Annotated in this window: 16 protein-coding genes; 10 read left to right on the forward strand and 6 right to left on the reverse strand. The window is 55.7% G+C overall.

The annotated features are described in order from the left end of the window. Positions 1–13: 13 nt before the first annotated feature. A complete protein-coding gene (locus HCH_RS05265; protein WP_011395124.1) occupies positions 14–358 on the forward strand; it encodes a hypothetical protein in 345 nt (114 codons plus the stop codon). Positions 359–364: 6 nt separating this feature from the next. Here the strand turns inward: HCH_RS05265 and metE are convergent, their stop codons facing one another. Then, positions 365–2,650, reverse strand: a complete 2,286-nt coding sequence (gene metE, locus HCH_RS05270; protein WP_011395125.1) for a 5-methyltetrahydropteroyltriglutamate--homocysteine S-methyltransferase — start codon at positions 2,648–2,650, stop codon at positions 365–367. Between the two features lie 102 nt (positions 2,651–2,752). Between metE and HCH_RS05275 the strand changes: the two genes are divergently transcribed. After that, a complete protein-coding gene (locus HCH_RS05275; protein WP_011395126.1) occupies positions 2,753–3,646 on the forward strand; it encodes a LysR family transcriptional regulator in 894 nt (297 codons plus the stop codon). Between the two features lie 32 nt (positions 3,647–3,678). On the opposite strand, the gene HCH_RS05280 is transcribed toward HCH_RS05275, so the two are convergent. Continuing rightward, entirely contained in the window at positions 3,679–4,953 is a 1,275-nt protein-coding gene (locus HCH_RS05280; RefSeq protein WP_011395127.1) for a cation:proton antiporter, read from the reverse strand. Positions 4,954–5,380: 427 nt separating this feature from the next. On the opposite strand from HCH_RS05280, the gene HCH_RS05285 reads away from it, so the two are divergent. Then, the gene (locus HCH_RS05285; RefSeq protein ID WP_011395128.1) at positions 5,381–6,445 is read left to right on the forward strand and encodes a MarR family transcriptional regulator; all 1,065 of its coding nucleotides are present in this window, start codon (positions 5,381–5,383) and stop codon (positions 6,443–6,445) included. A 184-nt stretch (positions 6,446–6,629) separates the two neighbouring features. Here HCH_RS05285 and istB read toward each other — a convergent pair whose 3' ends face one another. Next, positions 6,630–7,385, reverse strand: a complete 756-nt coding sequence (gene istB / locus HCH_RS05290; RefSeq protein WP_011395129.1) for an IS21-like element ISSpu5 family helper ATPase IstB — start codon at positions 7,383–7,385, stop codon at positions 6,630–6,632. A gap of 11 nt (positions 7,386–7,396) precedes the next feature. Next, positions 7,397–8,938 carry an IS21 family transposase gene (gene istA / locus HCH_RS05295; protein ID WP_011395130.1) on the reverse strand — a complete coding sequence of 514 codons (1,542 nt, stop codon included), beginning with the start codon at positions 8,936–8,938 and terminating at the stop codon, positions 7,397–7,399. Positions 8,939–9,026: 88 nt separating this feature from the next. On the opposite strand from istA, the gene HCH_RS05300 reads away from it, so the two are divergent. The 6 genes from HCH_RS05300 to HCH_RS05325 all read left to right on the forward strand — a co-directional run bounded on the left by HCH_RS05300 (position 9,027) and on the right by HCH_RS05325 (position 14,553). After that, the gene (locus HCH_RS05300) at positions 9,027–9,806 is read left to right on the forward strand and encodes a hypothetical protein (protein WP_158304927.1); all 780 of its coding nucleotides are present in this window, start codon (positions 9,027–9,029) and stop codon (positions 9,804–9,806) included. Between the two features lie 74 nt (positions 9,807–9,880). After that, positions 9,881–10,279, forward strand: a complete 399-nt coding sequence (locus HCH_RS05305; RefSeq protein ID WP_011394583.1) for a helix-turn-helix domain-containing protein — start codon at positions 9,881–9,883, stop codon at positions 10,277–10,279. Between the two features lie 22 nt (positions 10,280–10,301). Continuing rightward, positions 10,302–10,889: an IS630 family transposase gene (locus HCH_RS05310; RefSeq protein ID WP_148212451.1), complete on the forward strand. Its 588-nt coding sequence runs from the start codon at positions 10,302–10,304 to the stop codon at positions 10,887–10,889. A 440-nt stretch (positions 10,890–11,329) separates the two neighbouring features. Then, positions 11,330–12,196, forward strand: coding sequence for an MBL fold metallo-hydrolase (locus tag HCH_RS05315; protein ID WP_011395133.1), 867 nt, complete (start codon positions 11,330–11,332; stop codon positions 12,194–12,196). After that, positions 12,190–12,876, forward strand: coding sequence for a DsbA family protein (locus tag HCH_RS05320; protein WP_011395134.1), 687 nt, complete (start codon positions 12,190–12,192; stop codon positions 12,874–12,876). Before HCH_RS05315 ends, HCH_RS05320 begins: the two co-directional genes overlap by 7 nt. A 138-nt stretch (positions 12,877–13,014) precedes the next feature. Continuing rightward, complete coding sequence (locus HCH_RS05325) at positions 13,015–14,553, forward strand: DUF11 domain-containing protein (protein ID WP_011395135.1); 1,539 nt, start codon at positions 13,015–13,017, stop codon at positions 14,551–14,553. A gap of 83 nt (positions 14,554–14,636) precedes the next feature. Here HCH_RS05325 and HCH_RS05330 read toward each other — a convergent pair whose 3' ends face one another. Together HCH_RS05330 and HCH_RS05335 are read right to left on the reverse strand one after the other, a co-directional pair. Beyond that, the gene (locus HCH_RS05330; protein ID WP_011395136.1) at positions 14,637–15,752 is read right to left on the reverse strand and encodes an alkene reductase; all 1,116 of its coding nucleotides are present in this window, start codon (positions 15,750–15,752) and stop codon (positions 14,637–14,639) included. Positions 15,753–15,765: 13 nt separating this feature from the next. Beyond that, on the reverse strand, positions 15,766–16,209 hold the full coding sequence (locus HCH_RS05335) for a VOC family protein (RefSeq protein WP_011395137.1): 444 nt from the start codon (positions 16,207–16,209) through the stop codon (positions 15,766–15,768). A 73-nt stretch (positions 16,210–16,282) separates the two neighbouring features. Here HCH_RS05335 and HCH_RS05340 point away from each other — a divergent pair, with 73 nt between their 5' ends. Beyond that, positions 16,283–17,206, forward strand: a complete 924-nt coding sequence (locus tag HCH_RS05340) for a LysR family transcriptional regulator (RefSeq protein ID WP_011395138.1) — start codon at positions 16,283–16,285, stop codon at positions 17,204–17,206. Positions 17,207–17,214 lie beyond the last annotated feature (8 nt).

The raw sequence follows: 17,214 nt of genomic DNA on the forward strand, positions 1-17,214 counted from the left end.
GTTACCCGGTTTCGTGCACTTTCCCACTGATTACGATCCCCTGCGCGAGGAAGGTTATTCACTGCTGATCTCCTTTCATGGACTGGGCGAATGCGGCGACGCCACCGTCAATAACGGCGATGGGACTTACTCTCTGAATATGCAGATTCTGAACAAAGTGGCGGGAGCCGGGGTTCCCAAAATGATTCGGGATGGCGTGTGGGAGACTTCGTCGCCCATGATCGTGCTGGCGCCGCAGCTTCCAGCTGGCGCGCAGAAAAAGCGGAAAAAGCGGAAAAACAAAGCAGTAACAACAAAAAAGAAGAGGACCGGCGATGGCTCCGGTCCTCTGAACGCGCACATGCGCGGGGGTGGTTAGGGAATATCAGGCGGCGACAACATCGGCGCGCAATTGCTTGGCCGCGTTCACCATGTTTTGCAGCGCCGGGCGTACTTCCTCCCAGTTGCGGGTTTTCAGGCCGCAGTCCGGGTTCACCCACAGGCGGTGGGCGGGAATGCGCTCCGCAGCTTTACGCATCAGCTGCACGATGTGCGTCTCGCTCGGGATGTTCGGCGAGTGGATGTCATACACGCCGGGGCCGATTTCGTTCGGATACTTGAAGTTATCGAAGGCGTCCAGCAGCTCCATGTCGGAACGGGAAGTCTCAATGGTGATAACGTCCGCGTCCATGCCGGCGATGGCTTCGATAATGTCGTTAAATTCGGAATAGCACATATGAGTATGAATCTGGGTTTCATCCGCGACGCCATTGGCGGCGATGCGGAAGGAACTGACCGCCCATTGCAGATATTCCCGCCACTGTGCGCGTCGCAGCGGCAAGCCTTCCCGTAACGCCGCTTCATCGATCTGAATGATGCGAACGCCGGCGCGCTCCAGATCCTGCACCTCGGCGCGGATGGCCAGCGCCAGTTGATAGCAGGTAAGGGCGCGGGGCTGATCGTCCCGTACGAAAGACCAGTTCAAGATAGTCACAGGCCCCGTCAACATGCCTTTCATTGGGCGGTCGGTAAGAGACTGCGCATACTTGATCCATTCCACGGTCATCGCCTGCGGACGGCTGATATCGCCGAAAATAATCGGCGGTTTGACGCAACGGGAGCCGTAGGATTGCACCCAGCCGAACTGACTGAAGACATAGCCGTCCAACTGCTCGCCGAAATATTCCACCATGTCGTTGCGTTCCGCTTCGCCATGCACCAGCACGTCCAGGCCCAGGTTTTCCTGTTCTCTCACGCAACGCTCAATTTCCTGTTGCATCAGCGTGCGGTATTCGTTGTCCTGCAGCTCGCCCTGACGGTAACGGCGGCGCGCATTGCGAATGTCCGCAGTCTGTGGAAACGATCCGATGGTGGTGGTCGGGAAAGCCGGTAATTGCAGTCTTTGCGCCTGCCTGGCGGCGCGGGTTTGATAGTCGCTGCGACGATCGCCCATTTCCGCTGTGATCGCTTCCACCGCTTCTTTCACCGCCGGATTATGAACGCGGGGAGAGTGTTTGCGGCTGCTCACGCAGTCCTGATTTTCTTTCAATGCGTCCGCCACGGTGTTGCGGCCTTCGCTGAGCGCCGTCGCCAGGATCTTCACTTCATCCAGCTTCTGCAGGGCGAACGCCAGCCAGGATTTGATCTCCGCATCCATCTTCTCTTCGCTGTCCAGATCCACTGGCGAGTGCAGCAGTGAGCAGGACGGCGCCAGCCACAGACGCGATTGCAGTTTGTCGTAAACCGGTTGCAGCCAGTCCAGAGTCTGATTGAGGTCGGTCTTCCAGATATTGCGTCCGTTAACGACGCCCAGAGACAACACTTTATGGCTCGGCAGCCAGTCGATCAGCTTACCGATTTCCGCGCGCCCATTGATGGCGTCCACATGTAAACCGCCTACCGGGAGTTCGCAGGCCAGTTGCAGGTTGTCCTGCAGTTGTCCGAAATAAGTGGCCAGCAACAGTTTGGCTTTGCTGGACTTCAGGGTGTGATAGGCGAGGTTGAGCGCATATTTCCACTCGGCGTCCAGCTCAGTGACCAGAATGGGCTCGTCGATCTGCACCCATTCCACGCCCTGGTTCGCCAGTACGTCCAGCAACGCGGCGTAGACCGGCAACAGGCGCTCCAGCAGATCGAGTTTATTAGAGCTGTCTTTGCTCTTGCCCAGCCACAGATAGGTCACGGGACCGATAATGACCGGCTTGATGGTCGCGCCGGTTTGCTTTGCTTCCGCAATTTCCGCCAGCAAACGCGACGGATTGAGAGAGAATGCGGTGTCCGCAGTGAATTCCGGCACGATATAGTGATAGTTGGTGTCGAACCACTTGGTCATTTCGCCGGCGTGAACGCAATGGCAGTCGCTGTCTTGCGCTGAACGACCGCGGGCGACCCGAAAATAATTATCAAGTTCGCCGCCTTGCAGACGACTGACCCGTTCGGGGATGACCCCGAGCGTGAAGCTCATATCCAAAACCTGGTCGTAGAAGGAAAAGTCGCCCACCGGAGTCAGGTCCAGTTGGGATTGGTTACGCCAATGGCGCTGCCGCAGCTCCGCGCCGACGTTTAGCAGCTCCTCCTGGGAAATGCGTCCTTTCCAATAGTCTTCCTGAGCGAATTTCAATTCCCGTTTTGCGCCAATGCGGGGGAACCCCAGGTTGTGAGTGGTAATCATGTCGTGCCTCCTATGTCGATGACGTCATCATAGAAGGTCGGAATTATGAAAAATAATGTTAATATTTCATCTATCTATTAAATAAATTCATGAGTCGCCAATATGCTGGAACGCAATCATCTCGCCATCCTGCGGGAGGTAGATCGTTTAGGATCGCTGACCGCCGCCGCGGAAAGCCTGTGCCTGACGCAATCCGCCCTGAGTCATGCGGTGAAAAAACTGGAGCAGCAAATCGGCGCGGCGGTGTGGACCAAGGAAGGTCGCAATCTGCGCTTTACCCAGGCTGGAGAGTATCTGCTGGCGCTGGCCAAACGCCTGTTGCCGCAATTCGAGCACGCGGAGCTGGTGATGAGCCAGTTCTCCCAGGGGCAGCGAGGCGCTTTGCGCATCGGTATGGAATGCCATCCCTGTTATCAATGGTTGCTGAAAGTGGTGTCGCCCTACCTGCAGCGCTGGCCGGATGTGGATGTGGACGTGAAGCAGAAGTTTCAGTTTGGCGGCATCGGGGCGTTGATGGGGTATGAAATCGACGTGCTGGTGACGCCGGACCCGGTGCGCAAGGACGGGTTGTCCTTTCAGCCTGTGTTTGATTACGAGCAGGTGCTGGTAGTGGGCGAGAACCATCCACTGGCGCAGGCGCCGTTCGTCGAGCCTGTCCATTTACTTCAGGAAACCCTGATTTCCTATCCTGTGGACATCGACCGCCTGGATATCTACAACCAGTTCTTACTGCCGGCCAACTGTAACCCCCGGCAGCACAAGACCATTGAGACCACTGACATCATGCTGCAAATGGTGGCGGCGGGACGGGGGGTGGCGGCTTTGCCGAAGTGGCTGGTGGCGGAGTATGCGCAGAAGATGCCAGTGCGTCCGGTGCGACTGGGGCCGCAGGGCATCGCCAAACAGATTTTTCTCGGCGTGCGCGAGGAGGACGCCGGCACGGACTACTTGGCGTCCTTCGTCGCCATGGCGCGCGACGCCGAATGGAAGGGCTAGCGGTCGTCTGCTTAAACGCTCTGCTGGAGCGTTCAGGTGTCCTCGCGTCCAAAGGGGCGCCGGGTGGGGAAGGTGGACGTTTGTTTCTGCTCCGCGCCGGTGTCTGCGATATTGCGCTGAATATAGCGGCTGTATCGCTGCGCCAGCGGCGCGGCGGTGACGCCATGTAACAACACGCTGAGCAGGATGGTCAGCACGGCGACGCTGAAAAGCTGATCTCTCCCCGGCGCATGATCTTCCTGCATGACCAGCAGCACGTAGAGCAGGGAGGCCAGTCCCCGTGGCCCAAACCAGCCCAGAAACAGTTTGCTGGTGAACTGTAACTGGGTGCCAGTCAGGCTGACAATGACAGGGACAATGCGAATGACCGTCAGGCTCAGCAGCGCATAGAAAAAGTGCGTCCAGGTAAGGTCTGGCAAGGCATGGGGAATCATGATGGCGCCGAACAGCAGGAAGTTGATCAGGCTTAACAACTGTCCTTCGGTTTCCGCAAAGCGATGCAACGGCGCGCAGAAAACGTGAGTGCGCGTGCCTACCGCCGCGCCGGCGCAGAAGGCGGCGATAAAGCCGTTGCCGCCGCACAGCTCCGCCAGACCGTATGACGCCATGGCGATGGCGAGCAGGCCCAGGCGTTGATAAGTAGGGCTGACCCAGAGCCGCTGCACGCCGGTGTCCAGGACGCGTCCCGCGATCAGTCCGACTGCGACGCCGAACACCGGACCCAGCAACAGTTGCATCGCCGCCAGTTCCAGCCAATGACTTGCGCTGTGGTTTTCGCCAATCAGCCAGGACAGGCCGATGATCAGCAAAGGCAGCGCCATGCCGTCATTGAGTCCGCTTTCCACATTGAACGCTTGACGGATGCGCACCGGTACGCGTTTGTTATTGATGACCGCCTGCCCCAATGCCGCGTCCGTCGGCGCCAGAATCACCGCCAGGGTGAAAGCCCCCGCCCACCCCAGCTCGGGAAACATCGGGTAGGCGATCAATGCGCCGAGGCCAATACACAACGGCAACCCGAGGCCGAGCAGACGCAGTGGAATATTGTGCCCTTCCTTGAGCTGGCGCAGATTGATGCGCGACGCGTCGGTAAACAGCACCCATACCAGGGTAACCTCCGCCAACCAGTGCGCCAGACTCCACTCGGGATCAGCGGCGAGCAGGCCCAGACCGCGATCGCTGAGCAGCAATCCAGCCAAAGTGAAAAACAAGGGCGCGGTCATGGGCCCCTGCTGGGACCAACGAGAAATAAGCGCGAAGGCAATCACCGCAGCGCCAAACAGCAGGAGCGTCAATTCAAAGTTCATGGATGCTTAGTCATATCCGCCAGAGCGGACCAAAGATGAAAGTTTGCGGCTTCATGTCTTTTATTTTGTACCGACGTCAGTGTTCTTCGGAACTATTAAGTGGCCATGAAATAGGTCGCTTGTGAAAATGACAAGATAATTATTTTAAAATCAATTGATTATTTTTTGGTGAGTCGTAGCTAAGGAGCCTCTGAAAAACGTCGGCGAGGCCGCCAGTGCAAGGAAAAAGTCGGCGAAAAAGCGCAGTTTATCGTGAATAAATGAGCATTTTGAGCCGACTTTTGACGCAGTAATAGCAACGCAGGTAGTTTGTCAGAGGTTCCCTAAACCTTACAGAGAGATGTTTTACTTTATAACATGAATATTGCTCGATAACTTATGTAATGTTATTGTGCGATATAAGTGTTACTGATAGAGTGTTCCTGGTATGGTTCCAGACAGCTTGCTCATAGAAGCCAAAAAGTATTTGCAGGGTATCCTTGGTAGTGATGCTTGTAGTGATGATTGGGCAAAGCCTTGGGCAGAAGCCAGCCAACTGCCTTTTTTTCTGCAGACCGCTTACTACTACTTTCATGCCACGCTTTTCGGACAGCCTTGGCTGCTGATGCTGGCCCGTTCTCCGGAGGGGGAAACTCCTGCAGTGGTACGTAAGCACTGGCAGGTGGTTAGCAAACTATACAATGGCGATGTGATCTACATGATTGCAGCAGTCAGTTCTTATAATCGCAAACGGTTGATAGAACATGGGGTACCGTTTCTGGTGCCGGGCAACCAACTTTTCCTACCCGCACTGGGTGTGGATTTACGAGAGTATTTCAGGCCCGGTAGAAAGGCCGAGGTAACTCATCTTAGCGCTCCGGCACAGGTGGTGGTGCTACGAGAGATCCTGAATCATGACTGCTCCGGCATGCCAGCTAAGGATTTAGCCCAAATGTTGGGCTATAGTGCCATGACAATTACTCGAGCTGTTAATGAGCTGACTAATTGTCAATTAGCCATGGCAGAGAAAGTGGGGCGCGAAAAACACCTGAGTTTTCCATATGGTGGCCGTTCTTTATGGGAAGCTGCACAGTCTGTATTGCAAAGCCCAGTGACGAAACGTGTCTGGGTAAGCCAGCTAAGCCACAAATCATTAAACGTGAATTTAATGGGACGTATGACTGGCGAATCTGCCCTGGCTCATTACACGGATTTAGCCGATACCCATGCCAGTCAGTGGGCCATTACCTCTGATACATGGTCTGCCCTGACTAAAAGCAAGGATGTGCAGATATTGGCAAGCCAGCCCTCTGATGAAACTAGTCATTTGCGCAAAGATCGGGAAGTTATAGAACTGGAGCTGTGGGCGTACAATCCAGATGTTATTACGAGTAACAAATCTTGGGTTGACCCGCTTTCTCTCTGGCTGAGCTTTGAAGCAAACACTGATGATCGAATAGAAATAGCGCGTGAATCTTTATTGGAACAAGTATGGAGCACATTGTCATGGTAAAAGGCCTCGATATATTCAGGGATCACTTTAAGGACTTTCAAGGCAGCTACATCTTGATTGGAGGCGTCGCGTGTTATCTCTGCGTAAACCGCTGAAGGTTGCCACCCATTCCACGTGAAGCCTGCCACCCGGACCGGAGCAAGGCTGCCACCCATCGGAGCGTAGCGACGCGGGGTTTCTCTTCTTACTCCAAAGTCTCGGCGCCCGTCAACTTTGCCTGCTGTTTCCGCATGGACTCGCCCCTGAGATTGATCTTGTAGGCGTTGTGAACCAGACGATCCAGAATGGCATCTGCGAGGGTCGCGTCACCGATCAGTCCGTGCCATTCCTCAATGGGTAATTGGCTAGTGGCGATGGTGGAGCGCCCTCCGTGCCGGTCTTCCAGAACCTCCAGCAAGTCTCTTCGGTTCTCCGCGCTCAGCTTCATCAGCCCCCAGTCATCCAGGATCAGCACGTCAACCTTGGCGAGGCTGGTCAGGAGTTTCGAGTATTGGCCGTCGCCTTTGGCAATGATCAGCTCCCGCAACAGTCGGGTCAGGCGCACATACTGTGCGGTGTAGCCTTCCCGGCAGGCCTTATGCGCCAGGGCGCAGGCCAACCAGGTTTTGCCGACCCCGGTGGGGCCGGTGATGAGCACGTTCAGGCGCTCCTTTACCCACTGGCATCCAGCCAGTGACTGGACCAGTCCTTTATCCAGGCCTCGTGAGTTCCGGTAATCCAGGTCTTCGAGGATGGCGGCGTGTCGCAGCTTGGCCCGGCGCAACCGGCTGCTCATGCGCTGGTTGTCCCGCTCGGTCATTTCCCGGTCGACCAGCAATCCAAGGCGCTCCTCGAAGCTCAGGTCGCTGATGTCGGGGGTGGCCGACTGATCCTCCAGGGCGGCGGCCATGCCGGTTAACTTGAGAGCGTGGAGTTTATCCAGTGTGGGATGTTTCAGCATGTCAGGTTCCTTTAGTGGTAGTAGGCGGGACCGCGGATGTTGTCGTGGGTGTCGGGCAGGGCCAGCTCCTGCTGCTCTTCCAGAGGTTGCTGATCCAGGCGATGCTTGAGGATGGACTCAATGCTCTTGTAGCGGTAGCTACCCAGCGTGAGCGCCCGTTGGCAGGCGGCTTCGAGCCGTGTCTCCCCATAGCTCCGCCCCAACCGGAGAATGCCCAGGCAGGAGCGGTAAGCCTGCTGTGGGTGTTTGCGGGCGCCCAATGCGGTGCGGATAAGCTTCTCCGTCGCCAGCCCGGTCTTGGCCGCCCAGGCGATTAGCCGCTCCGCAGACCACTCACCGGCTTGGCGATGGGACTCTGGCATGTGAGCGGCGATGGTGCTATGCCGGCCCTTCTGATCCGAACGCCGATGGCTGGCGATCCGGTTGCCTCGGTAGAAGCATTTGATGGTGTTGTGGGTCATCCTGACCTCCACCTCTTTCTTGATCAGGGTGTAAGGCGCCGAGTAGTAATGCCCGTCGATGGCGATGTGGTAGTCGATGTGTACCCGGGCTTTCCTCCACTCAGCGTAGACATACGGCTCTGCGGGTAGCGGTTGTAGAACCGGTTTGTCCAGCTGTTTGAAGTGATCGAGCCGGCAGCCGGGCAACTTACGGAAGGGGCGGTTGTTGAGCGTCTCCAGTAGCTCACGAATGGTGGCGTTGAGTTGCCCCAGGGAGAAGTGCTGACGGTGGCGCAGGGCCGCCAGGATCCAACGCTCGACGATCAATACGCCGCCTTCCACCTTGGCCTTGTCGCGGGGCTTACGAACCCTTGTCGGGACAATGGCGACGCCATAATGGGCGGCCATGTCCTGATAGGTTGGGTTGAGATCCGGTTCGTAGCGGTGGGCCTTGCTGACACCGGAGCGAAGGTTGTCCGGAACCACCAGTTCCGGCGTCCCGCCCAAGAACTCGAAGGCCCGGATGTGGGAGCCAATCCAGTCTGGCAACGACTGGCTCCAGGTGGCTTCGGCATAGGTGTAATTGGATGCGCCCATCACCGCCACAAAAACCTGTGCTTCATGGATCTCACCGGTGGTGCGGTCAATAACGGGCACGGTGTGCCCGGCATAGTCCACAAACAGCTTCTCACCGGCCCGATGGTCCTGGCGCATCACCAAGTCCAGCTTGCCGCGCCAGATTCGGTAGTGCTCGCAGAACCAGCTGTATTGGTAGCCGTTCGGATTGGCTTCCCGGTACTCCTGCCAGAGCAGGAACAGGGTGACGTTCTTGCCCCGGAGTTCTTCGTGGATTCGCCGCCAGTCCGGAATACCCCGGGCCTGTGCTGGCAGGTCTGGCGGCGGCGGGAAGAGCAACTGCTCCAACTGGGCTCCACTCAGATTCTCTGGCAACGGCCAGCTAACATCCGCTTCGGCGGCCCGTCGGAGATACTCGCTTACGGTGGGGCGGCTGATGCCGCAGGCTTCTGCAACCTGCCGGTTGCTCAGCCCTCGCTCCCACTTGAGGCGAAGGACTTCTTTAATTTTACGCATGGATAACCTCTTCGCTGGCATCTGGCCCTCTCCGGATGAAAAGGGTCAAGAGTACCGTTAGTTATCCCGCGCCGGACGTTTTGATGGGTAATTCAGGCAGCGTGCCGGGGTGGCAGCTTTACCGTGGAATCAGTGGCAGCTTTGCCGTGGAATGGGTGGCAGGCTTCGTCTGGAATCAGTGGCAACCTTGGTCTGGAATACGCATTATCTCCTTATGGAAGACGCTGGTTTGGATTTCAGAGCTACCAAAGATTTGGATATTGTGTTGTGTGCGGAAGCTCTAGACTCGACATTCATAGCTCATTTCTGGACTTTTATCAAAGCCGGAGGCTACCAAAATCAGCAGAAAAGTACCGGGGATAAACAGTTCTATCGGTTCGATAGACCTACTGCTGATGGGTACCCTTTTATGCTGGAGCTATTCTCCAGAGCACCGGATCAATTGGACATATCAGATGATGCACATTTAACCCCCATACCCGCTGATGAGGAAATATCGAGTCTGTCAGCCATTTTATTGGATGATGATTACTATCAATGTATTCAGAAGGGTAAAAGCTTTATTAGTGATGTGCCAGTATTGGGAGCAGAGTTTATTTTGCCGTTTAAGGCCAAGGCGTGGCTTGATCTGACCCAGCGCAAACATGAAGGGCAGTCGGTAGACAGCAAGGTCATTAAAAAACATCGCAATGATGTTTTTCGTTTGTCGGTTTTGCTTGCTCCCGCTCAGAGAGTTGAGCTGCCTGAATCCATCATGCAGGATATGGAGGAGTTCCTCTTAGCCATGAATAATGAAGAAGGGATAAGACTGAAAGACTTTGGAGTTCCTAGTAGCCTTGAAGACACATTAAGAAATCTACGTACTATTTACCAGCTAAAGACTTCGTAGTTTAAGTAGCAAAATAAAAATTTTCTAATAAAATAGGCGACTTACGACCACTCAATCTGATCATATTTTGCACCGTGAAGTACGTCAATCATCTTAAGCCCGCTGAAATAAAGACTCTTACCGATGGATTTCGCTACAGCCCGAGCTCCCGCTTCCGTATTCGCTGTCACGCCATACTGCTCAGCAATAAGGGGTATAAAATCGATAAAATTGCCGACATTATCGACTTCCACCGCAACACCATTTCGATCTGGATTGAGCAGTGGGAAAGCATGGGAATATGCGGCCTCATTAGCGACGCCTCCCCGGGAAGACCGCCCATTTACACGGAGCAGGAACAAGAAAAGGTTTGTAAGTGGATTGACGAGCAGCCCCAACAACTACGAGACGTCCAGATACGTCTGGAGAAAGAAACTGGAAAAAGCGCTAGTCTGGAGACCGTTAAACGGAACTTAAAAAAAATCAAAGTATAGCTTCAAGCGATTCCGCTTTTCGCTGCGCGCGCTTCGGGATGAAGTCGCCTTCCGCCAGTTTCAGGGCGTTGTGAAAGATCTTCAATCCTGGGAGGATGCAGGCGAAATCGAGCTTTACTACTTTGATGAATCAGGCTTCAGTCAGCGTTCCAACTTACCTTATGGCTGGAGCCCTGTGGGGAAGCCGACGCAAATGAAATCCTATCCACACAATAAGAGACTGAACGTTCTGGGGTTTATGAGTCGCCGCCAGAAGCTGATATTCCATGCCACAGAGGAGCGGGTGGACTCCGCCAAAGTCGTAGCGCTTTTTAATAAGCTGGCGGAGAGCAAAGATCCGCTTAAGCCAGCCGTGGTGCTTCTGGACAACGCCTCCATACATCGCTCTGCGGAGTTTCGCCGACATAGGTTGGATTGGATAGATAAAGGCATCTGGCCGATCTATTTGCCGAAATATTCACCGGAGCTAAACCTGATAGAGATCTTGTGGCGAAAGGTGAAGTACAGCTGGCTGCCTTTGGATTCGTATGAGACTTTCGACAGGCTGAAAGAGTCAGTGAACGACATCCTGTCAAAGTTTGGACAGGAATATAAGATTAATTTCGTTTAGGTGCTTAGTAGGTTGCTTAGTTACTGTAATTGACCGATTAATCCGGCATCAAATGTGCGGCATAGAATGCCTACATTGGAGCCAGATTAATAAGATAATTATTGGGATATACCGCACCCATAGACAAACCTTTAACTTTGATGGAGCTCTACGTCTCCATCAATATGCGCTTTTGGTTGCCATTTCCACCTTATGAAGTCCCCACACGTTTTGTGTAGATTGTTACTTTTGATGCTTTGCCAAGGTTAGTTAAGTTATCACTACCTTCACCGAGCGTGGCTGAGATAGCCTCGCCCCTTTGCTATCAGCGACTAATGCACCAAGCCTGCTCTCCATTCGCTTAATCCATGCAACAAAGTTGTGCGGATTTGGCCGTTTTTCTGCGCTTATTTGGAAATTATAGTGCTCCCATCAATTATTCATATGAGGAGTCACTGATCATGTTTCGCAAATTAGTTTTAGCCGCATCCGTCGCTGTTTCATTTACTGCCGCTGTTGAAGCGAAAGAACCGCTGCAATTGAAGGTTTACAACGCTGACGGCAACAGCTTCAACGTTACTTCCACCGTCATTAGCGGTGAGACCGAAGCGGTGGTGGTGGACGCGGGATTCACTCGCGCTGACGCCTATCGCATCGCCGCCAATGTGCTGGACACCGGTAAAACGCTGAAAACTATTCTGGTCAGCAATGCTGATCCTGACTATTACTTTGGTGTGGAAGTGCTGAAGGAAATCTTTCCGGAAGCCGACGTTGTGGCGCCGCCTGCGGTGCTGGAACACATCAAGGCCAAACTGCCGTTCAAAGTGGAATTCTGGGGCCCGAAAATGGGCGCTAACGCACCGCGCAACCCGGTTGTCCCGGCGGCGTTGAAAGGTAACTTCATCACCGTGGACGGAGAGAAACTGGAAGTGCGCGGCATGCAGGGCGAGCTGGCGCACCGCCCATATGTGTGGGTACCTTCTTTGCGGGCGATTGTCGGCAATGTCGGCGTGCTGGCGGACATGCATGTGTGGATGGCGGATACGCAGAAGCAAAGCGAACGCGACGCCTGGGTTGCGCAACTGGACGAAATGAAAGCGCTGCACCCGGCTATCGTGGTGCCCGGACACATGCTGCCGGATTCCGATATGGACGTGAGCGCCATCGATTTTACCCGCACGTATCTGAAGCGCTTTGAAGAAGAAGCCAAGGATGCTAAAAACGCAGACGCCCTGATGCAGGCGATGGAGCAGGCGTATCCGAAGTTGGAAACCGGCATCGCTCTGGAAATCAGCGCGAAAGTAGAGAAAGGGGAGATGAAGTGGTAGAACTCGACTACTTTTACGATCCGCTCTGCGGGTGGTGCTACGGCGCAGCCCCGTTGATCAGCAAAGCGCGAGAGCTGATGCCGGTTAACCTGCGCGCTGGCGGTTTGATGATCGGCGCCAATCGACAACCGGTGAATGACGCGCTGCGCAATTATGTGATGCCCCATGACCAGCGGATTCACGCGCTGACAGGGCAGCCTTTTGGAGACGCCTACTTCAATGGCCTGTTGCGGGATCAGGAGGCGGTATTCGATTCGGAACCGCCGATCCGCGCGGTACTGGCGGCGGAAAGCCTGGGCGGCGACGCACTGGCGATGTTGCGCCGCCTGCAACAGGCGCATTATGTCGAAGGCGAGCGCATTGCTGATCTGGCGACCTTGACCCGGCTGGCGCAAAGCCTTGGCTTGGATGGCGAACGCTTCACCGCGCAGATGGCCGTCAACGCCAGCTCCACCGCCGCCCATATTCAGGCAGCGCGACGGGAGATGATGCGCCTGAGCCTGCGCGGCTATCCCTCACTGGCGCTGATTATCGACGGCTCCGTGGTTCCGGTGACTGTCGGCCCCTATCTCGGCAAACCCGACGCCTTCGCCGCACATCTGGGAGCATTGATAGGGAGCAAGGCGCAGAATGACGACACGGACGACGCGCCGTTTTGTACGCCTGACGGCTGTTCCTGAGACATTCATCTATCCGGGCAAGGACGCCCATCGCAACCATAACCAGACGTTTCGATTCCTATCCTGAATAGCGCACAACCGCTCTCAAGCGAGACGGGAAGCGATGGTTTGTATTGGTCTTAAAAGGAAGTTTCTGTGATGAAAAAATTAATAGCTGCGGGTTTGTTGAGCTGTCCGGCCCTGGGTTTTGCATTGGAAATCAGTGCGCCGATAGTGGGCAATGCGACCTTTTCCGATAACGATGTCGATGGGCGATTCGAGTCCATTTATTCCACCAGCTATCTCTATGTGCACTGGCGCAACGTTAATTACCTGAATCAACGCTATGCGCGGCGAGCGGTCATTGAGATAGATCTGAGCGAATTTCCAGACGACCGTCGTCTGGAGCAGGCATGGTTTGAGTTTGATCTGACTGGATACAGCAATAAGCCGAATGTGGCTTTTTGGGGCTACAGCGGCGACGGCGTGGTGGACTTATCCGATGCGGAAAGAGGAGAGGCGCTGATTGCGACTCAGGCCATTGATGGTACTGGAGACTGGCGGGTGGATCTGAGCCAGTATGCGCGCAAGTTGAAGGCTGAAGGGAAGCGCTATCTCGGCGTGAATATTCGCTCCACCAACGAGGGCAAAAGGGAGACCACCTACGACGATGAAATCACTTTTCCGGGATATCAGAGCAACAGTGATGTATTTAAAGGCGTTCGCTTCCTCATGAGTGATGAGCCCGGCGCGCCCTATACTCCCGACAATGTGTTGTTCCAGCATCATTTTGAATGGGGAATGCCTTCCCAGGATGAAGGCTTCCAGTTCAGAAGCAGCAACCGAGGCGGGCGTATGAACGTCGTCAATGGCCGTCTGCGGATGGATCAGACCAACTATTTTTCCACGCCAACGTCGAATGAGATGGATTGGACGGTGGATCTCAGCAATGCTTCGCAAGTCAGGTTGAGCTTTTATCAGGCTGAAACCAGTGATGAGGCCGCGATGCTTCCCGAGAGCTTTGCCGGTTCTGCGGAGGGGGATGGCGTCAGCATCAGCAACAATGGCGTGGATTGGTATCCGGTCGTCAATGCGGACCGTCTCGACCTCGGCGCTGCGGGCGGACGGGTTGAAGTCGATCTGGACGCACAGGTCGAGCGTATTCGCGCCACACTGGACTCGACCTTTGAATACGGTCCCGACTTCAAAATACGCTTCCAGCAATTTGGCGTCAGCAAATTTGGCTACGACGGCAGAGACTGGGGGGATTTGTTATTGACGGGCAGGCATGTCGGCGATGCAACGGACCTGGAAGCGGCGTTCGCTGCTCCGGTGGAAACGGTAGTCAACGCCGACACCGAGGTTAAATTTAATATCACTAATCTGGGCTCTTATAAGGCGGTGGGCGCTCGCGCCAAACTGACTTTACCGGTAAGCGCCCGCACCCTGTCCACACCTGCCGGATGCGAACGCGCAGGCGATCTGATCACTTGTTTCGCTGGCGAACTCGAACCGGGCGCGGAGAAAGAATTCGTATTGTCTTTCAAGCCCAGCCAGGAAGGGCGCTTGCCCATGTCGCTCACTGTGGGCGCGGCGACAAACGACCCTGTAGAGCAGAATAACGTTTCGAACCATGATATTCCTGTCCTGGCTGGACCTGCTCTCGTACCGGCGGATATTCAGTTGAATCCAAATTAAGCCCGCTTTTCAGGGTAAACAGGCCGATGGCGGCCTGTTTATATCTCGACTCTCTGATTAACCGTTTTTAAGTCCATTAAGCTTCATGATACTTGCGCGGCGCCGCTATAGGCGGGGTAGTCCGTATATCCCGCCGCATCGCCGCCAAACAAGGTAGATGGATCGGTGATGGCGTTCAGCTCCAGATTGTGTTGCAGGCGGTAGGGCAGGTCTGGATTCGCCAGGAACATGCGTCCAAAGGCGACATAATCGGCATGGCCTGCTTTGAGGATCGCGTTGGCTTTGTCGGCGTTGTAATTGCCCGCCACGATCACCGCGCCGCTGAAGACTTCCCGTAGATGGCGGCGGAAACTGTCCGGCACGGGTGGGGCGTCGTCCCAGTCCGCTTCCGCCAGATGGATGTACGCCATGCCCAGTTCGTCGAAGGTTTTCGCCGCCGTCAGGATGGCCGCAGGCGCTTCCGGATCGTCCATGCCTCTTTGAGTGATGAACGGCGATAAGCGGATGCCGACCCGATGTGCGCCGATGGCGTCGCACACAGTACGCGCCACCTCCTGCACGAAACGGATACGCTTGTCGAGGCTGCCGCCATAGTCGTCGTCGCGCTGATTGGCGGTGGCGCGCAGGAACTGGTCGATCAAATAACCATTGGCGCCGTGAATCTCCACGCCGTCAAATCCCGCCTCCATCGCGTTAAGCGCCGCCTGGCGGTAATCCCGAATAATCGCCTGGATGTCCGCCTGAGTGAGCGCGCGCGGGGTGGGGCAATCCAGCATCTCTCCTAAGCCGTCCTCGCCTACGATCCAGACTTTGGCGTCAGGGGCGATGGCGGAGGGCGCAACCGGCATGCCGTCTTCATGCAACGAAGCGTGCGACATTCTGCCGACATGCCAGAGCTGGCAAAAAATCCGTCCGCCGGCGGCGTGGACGGCGTCTGTGACTTTGCGCCAGCCGGCGATTTGTGCGTTGGTATAGATCCCGGGGGTGAAAGAGTAGCCTTTGCCCTGTGCCGAAATCTGCGTGGCCTCGCTGACGATCAATCCGGCTTGCGCCCGCTGGGCGTAATAGGTCGCCATGAGATCGCGAGGTGCGTCTTCAGGCTGGGCCGTGCGGGCGCGGGTCATCGGCGCCATGACAATGCGGTTGGCGATGTCCAGTGCGCCAATTACACCCGGGTTAAACAGTAATGGATAATGCATGGGAATACTCCGCTCAAGAGGGATAAGGGGTTTTGTCTTCGGCGAACAACAGTTCCAGCTTCAGTCCCTCTGGACCTTCCACAAAAACCTGATGTTCCCGTGAAGCGGGCACGGTGCGCTCGTTATAGGTCGCGCCGTGATGGCGTAAACGGGTTAAGAGTTGCTCGTAATCGGCGCCCGCCAGCGCGACATGATCAATGGCGCCGCGTCCTTCCAACGCGTTATCGCCAAGATAGGCGGCCTGCTCTTCGTCCGACGCATCCGCGCCGACCAAATGAACGATGGGACGGTCGTCGCTGTACAGCCAGGCGCCGGGAAAGCGGAAGCCGGGACGGTCGCCGTTCCTGAGTCCGATAACCTCTACGAGAAACGTCGTCATGGCCGTCAGGTCTTTGCTGCGAATCAGAACATGATTGATATACATGGGAGTCACTCTGTTGACGGATGCTGATGTCATGCAGCCTAATCCTTATAGAAAAAGTTTATAATCGCCGTAAATGTGTAATCTGTTTTCGTAAAAGCTGAATAATATGAGCAAGATTGACGACATTGAGCTGTTTGTCAGAGTGGTGCGCGCAGGCGGACTGGCGGCGGCCGGACGGGAAGTGGGCTTGTCGCCGGCGAGTATGACGGCGCGCATGAATGCGCTGGAGGCTCGTTATCAGACCCGGTTATTACAGCGCAGCACCCGCAGCATCGCATTGACTGAGGCGGGCGCGCGTTTTTACGAGGCGGGTCAGCGGGTTGTGGCGGAAATGGCGCAGGCGGAAGCGGCGCTGCTGGAGAAAGAAGGGGAGCTGCGCGGCTCGTTGCGCGTCACCGCCACCTCGGATTTTGGCCGGCATTATGTGGCCCCGGCGCTGGCGCAGTTTGTCAGCCTGCATCCCCAGGTGCGTCCCGCTTTGCACTTGCATGACGGAGTCGTGAACCTGATTGAAGAAGGCTTTGATCTCGCCATTCGCTACGGCAATCTGCCGGACAGCAATCTCATTGTGCGCCCTCTGGTGGCTGACAATCGTCGCGTGCTTTGCGCGTCGCCTGCGTATGTGGCGTCATTTGGACAGCCTCAAACGCCGGAAGACCTGCAGGCGCATCGTTGTCTGGTGATGACGCGTTTTGGAGAAATGTTGGCGGAGTGGCGTTTTCAGTCCGATTCAGGCTGGCGAACGCTGACGGTGGAGGCCTTTCTGGCGAGTAACGATGGCGCGCTGATCCGGCAATGGGCGTTGGCGGGGATGGGTATTGCGCTGAAATCCTGGTGCGATGTGAGTCGGGATATCACGCAAGGACGGCTGCTCCAACTGTTGCCGGATCAGGTCGTCGGCCTGCATGGCGCAGATGCGGGCGCAGTAGGGCTGCAGATGATCTACCCCAGCCGCAAATACACGCCAGCCTGCGTAAAGGCGTTTATGGATTATCTGGGCGAGTTCGTAAACAGTGAAGCCGGCCTGTGAGGCCGGCG

It is taken from the genome of Hahella chejuensis KCTC 2396, assembly GCF_000012985.1.
GTDB lineage: Bacteria > Pseudomonadota > Gammaproteobacteria > Pseudomonadales > Oleiphilaceae > Hahella > Hahella chejuensis.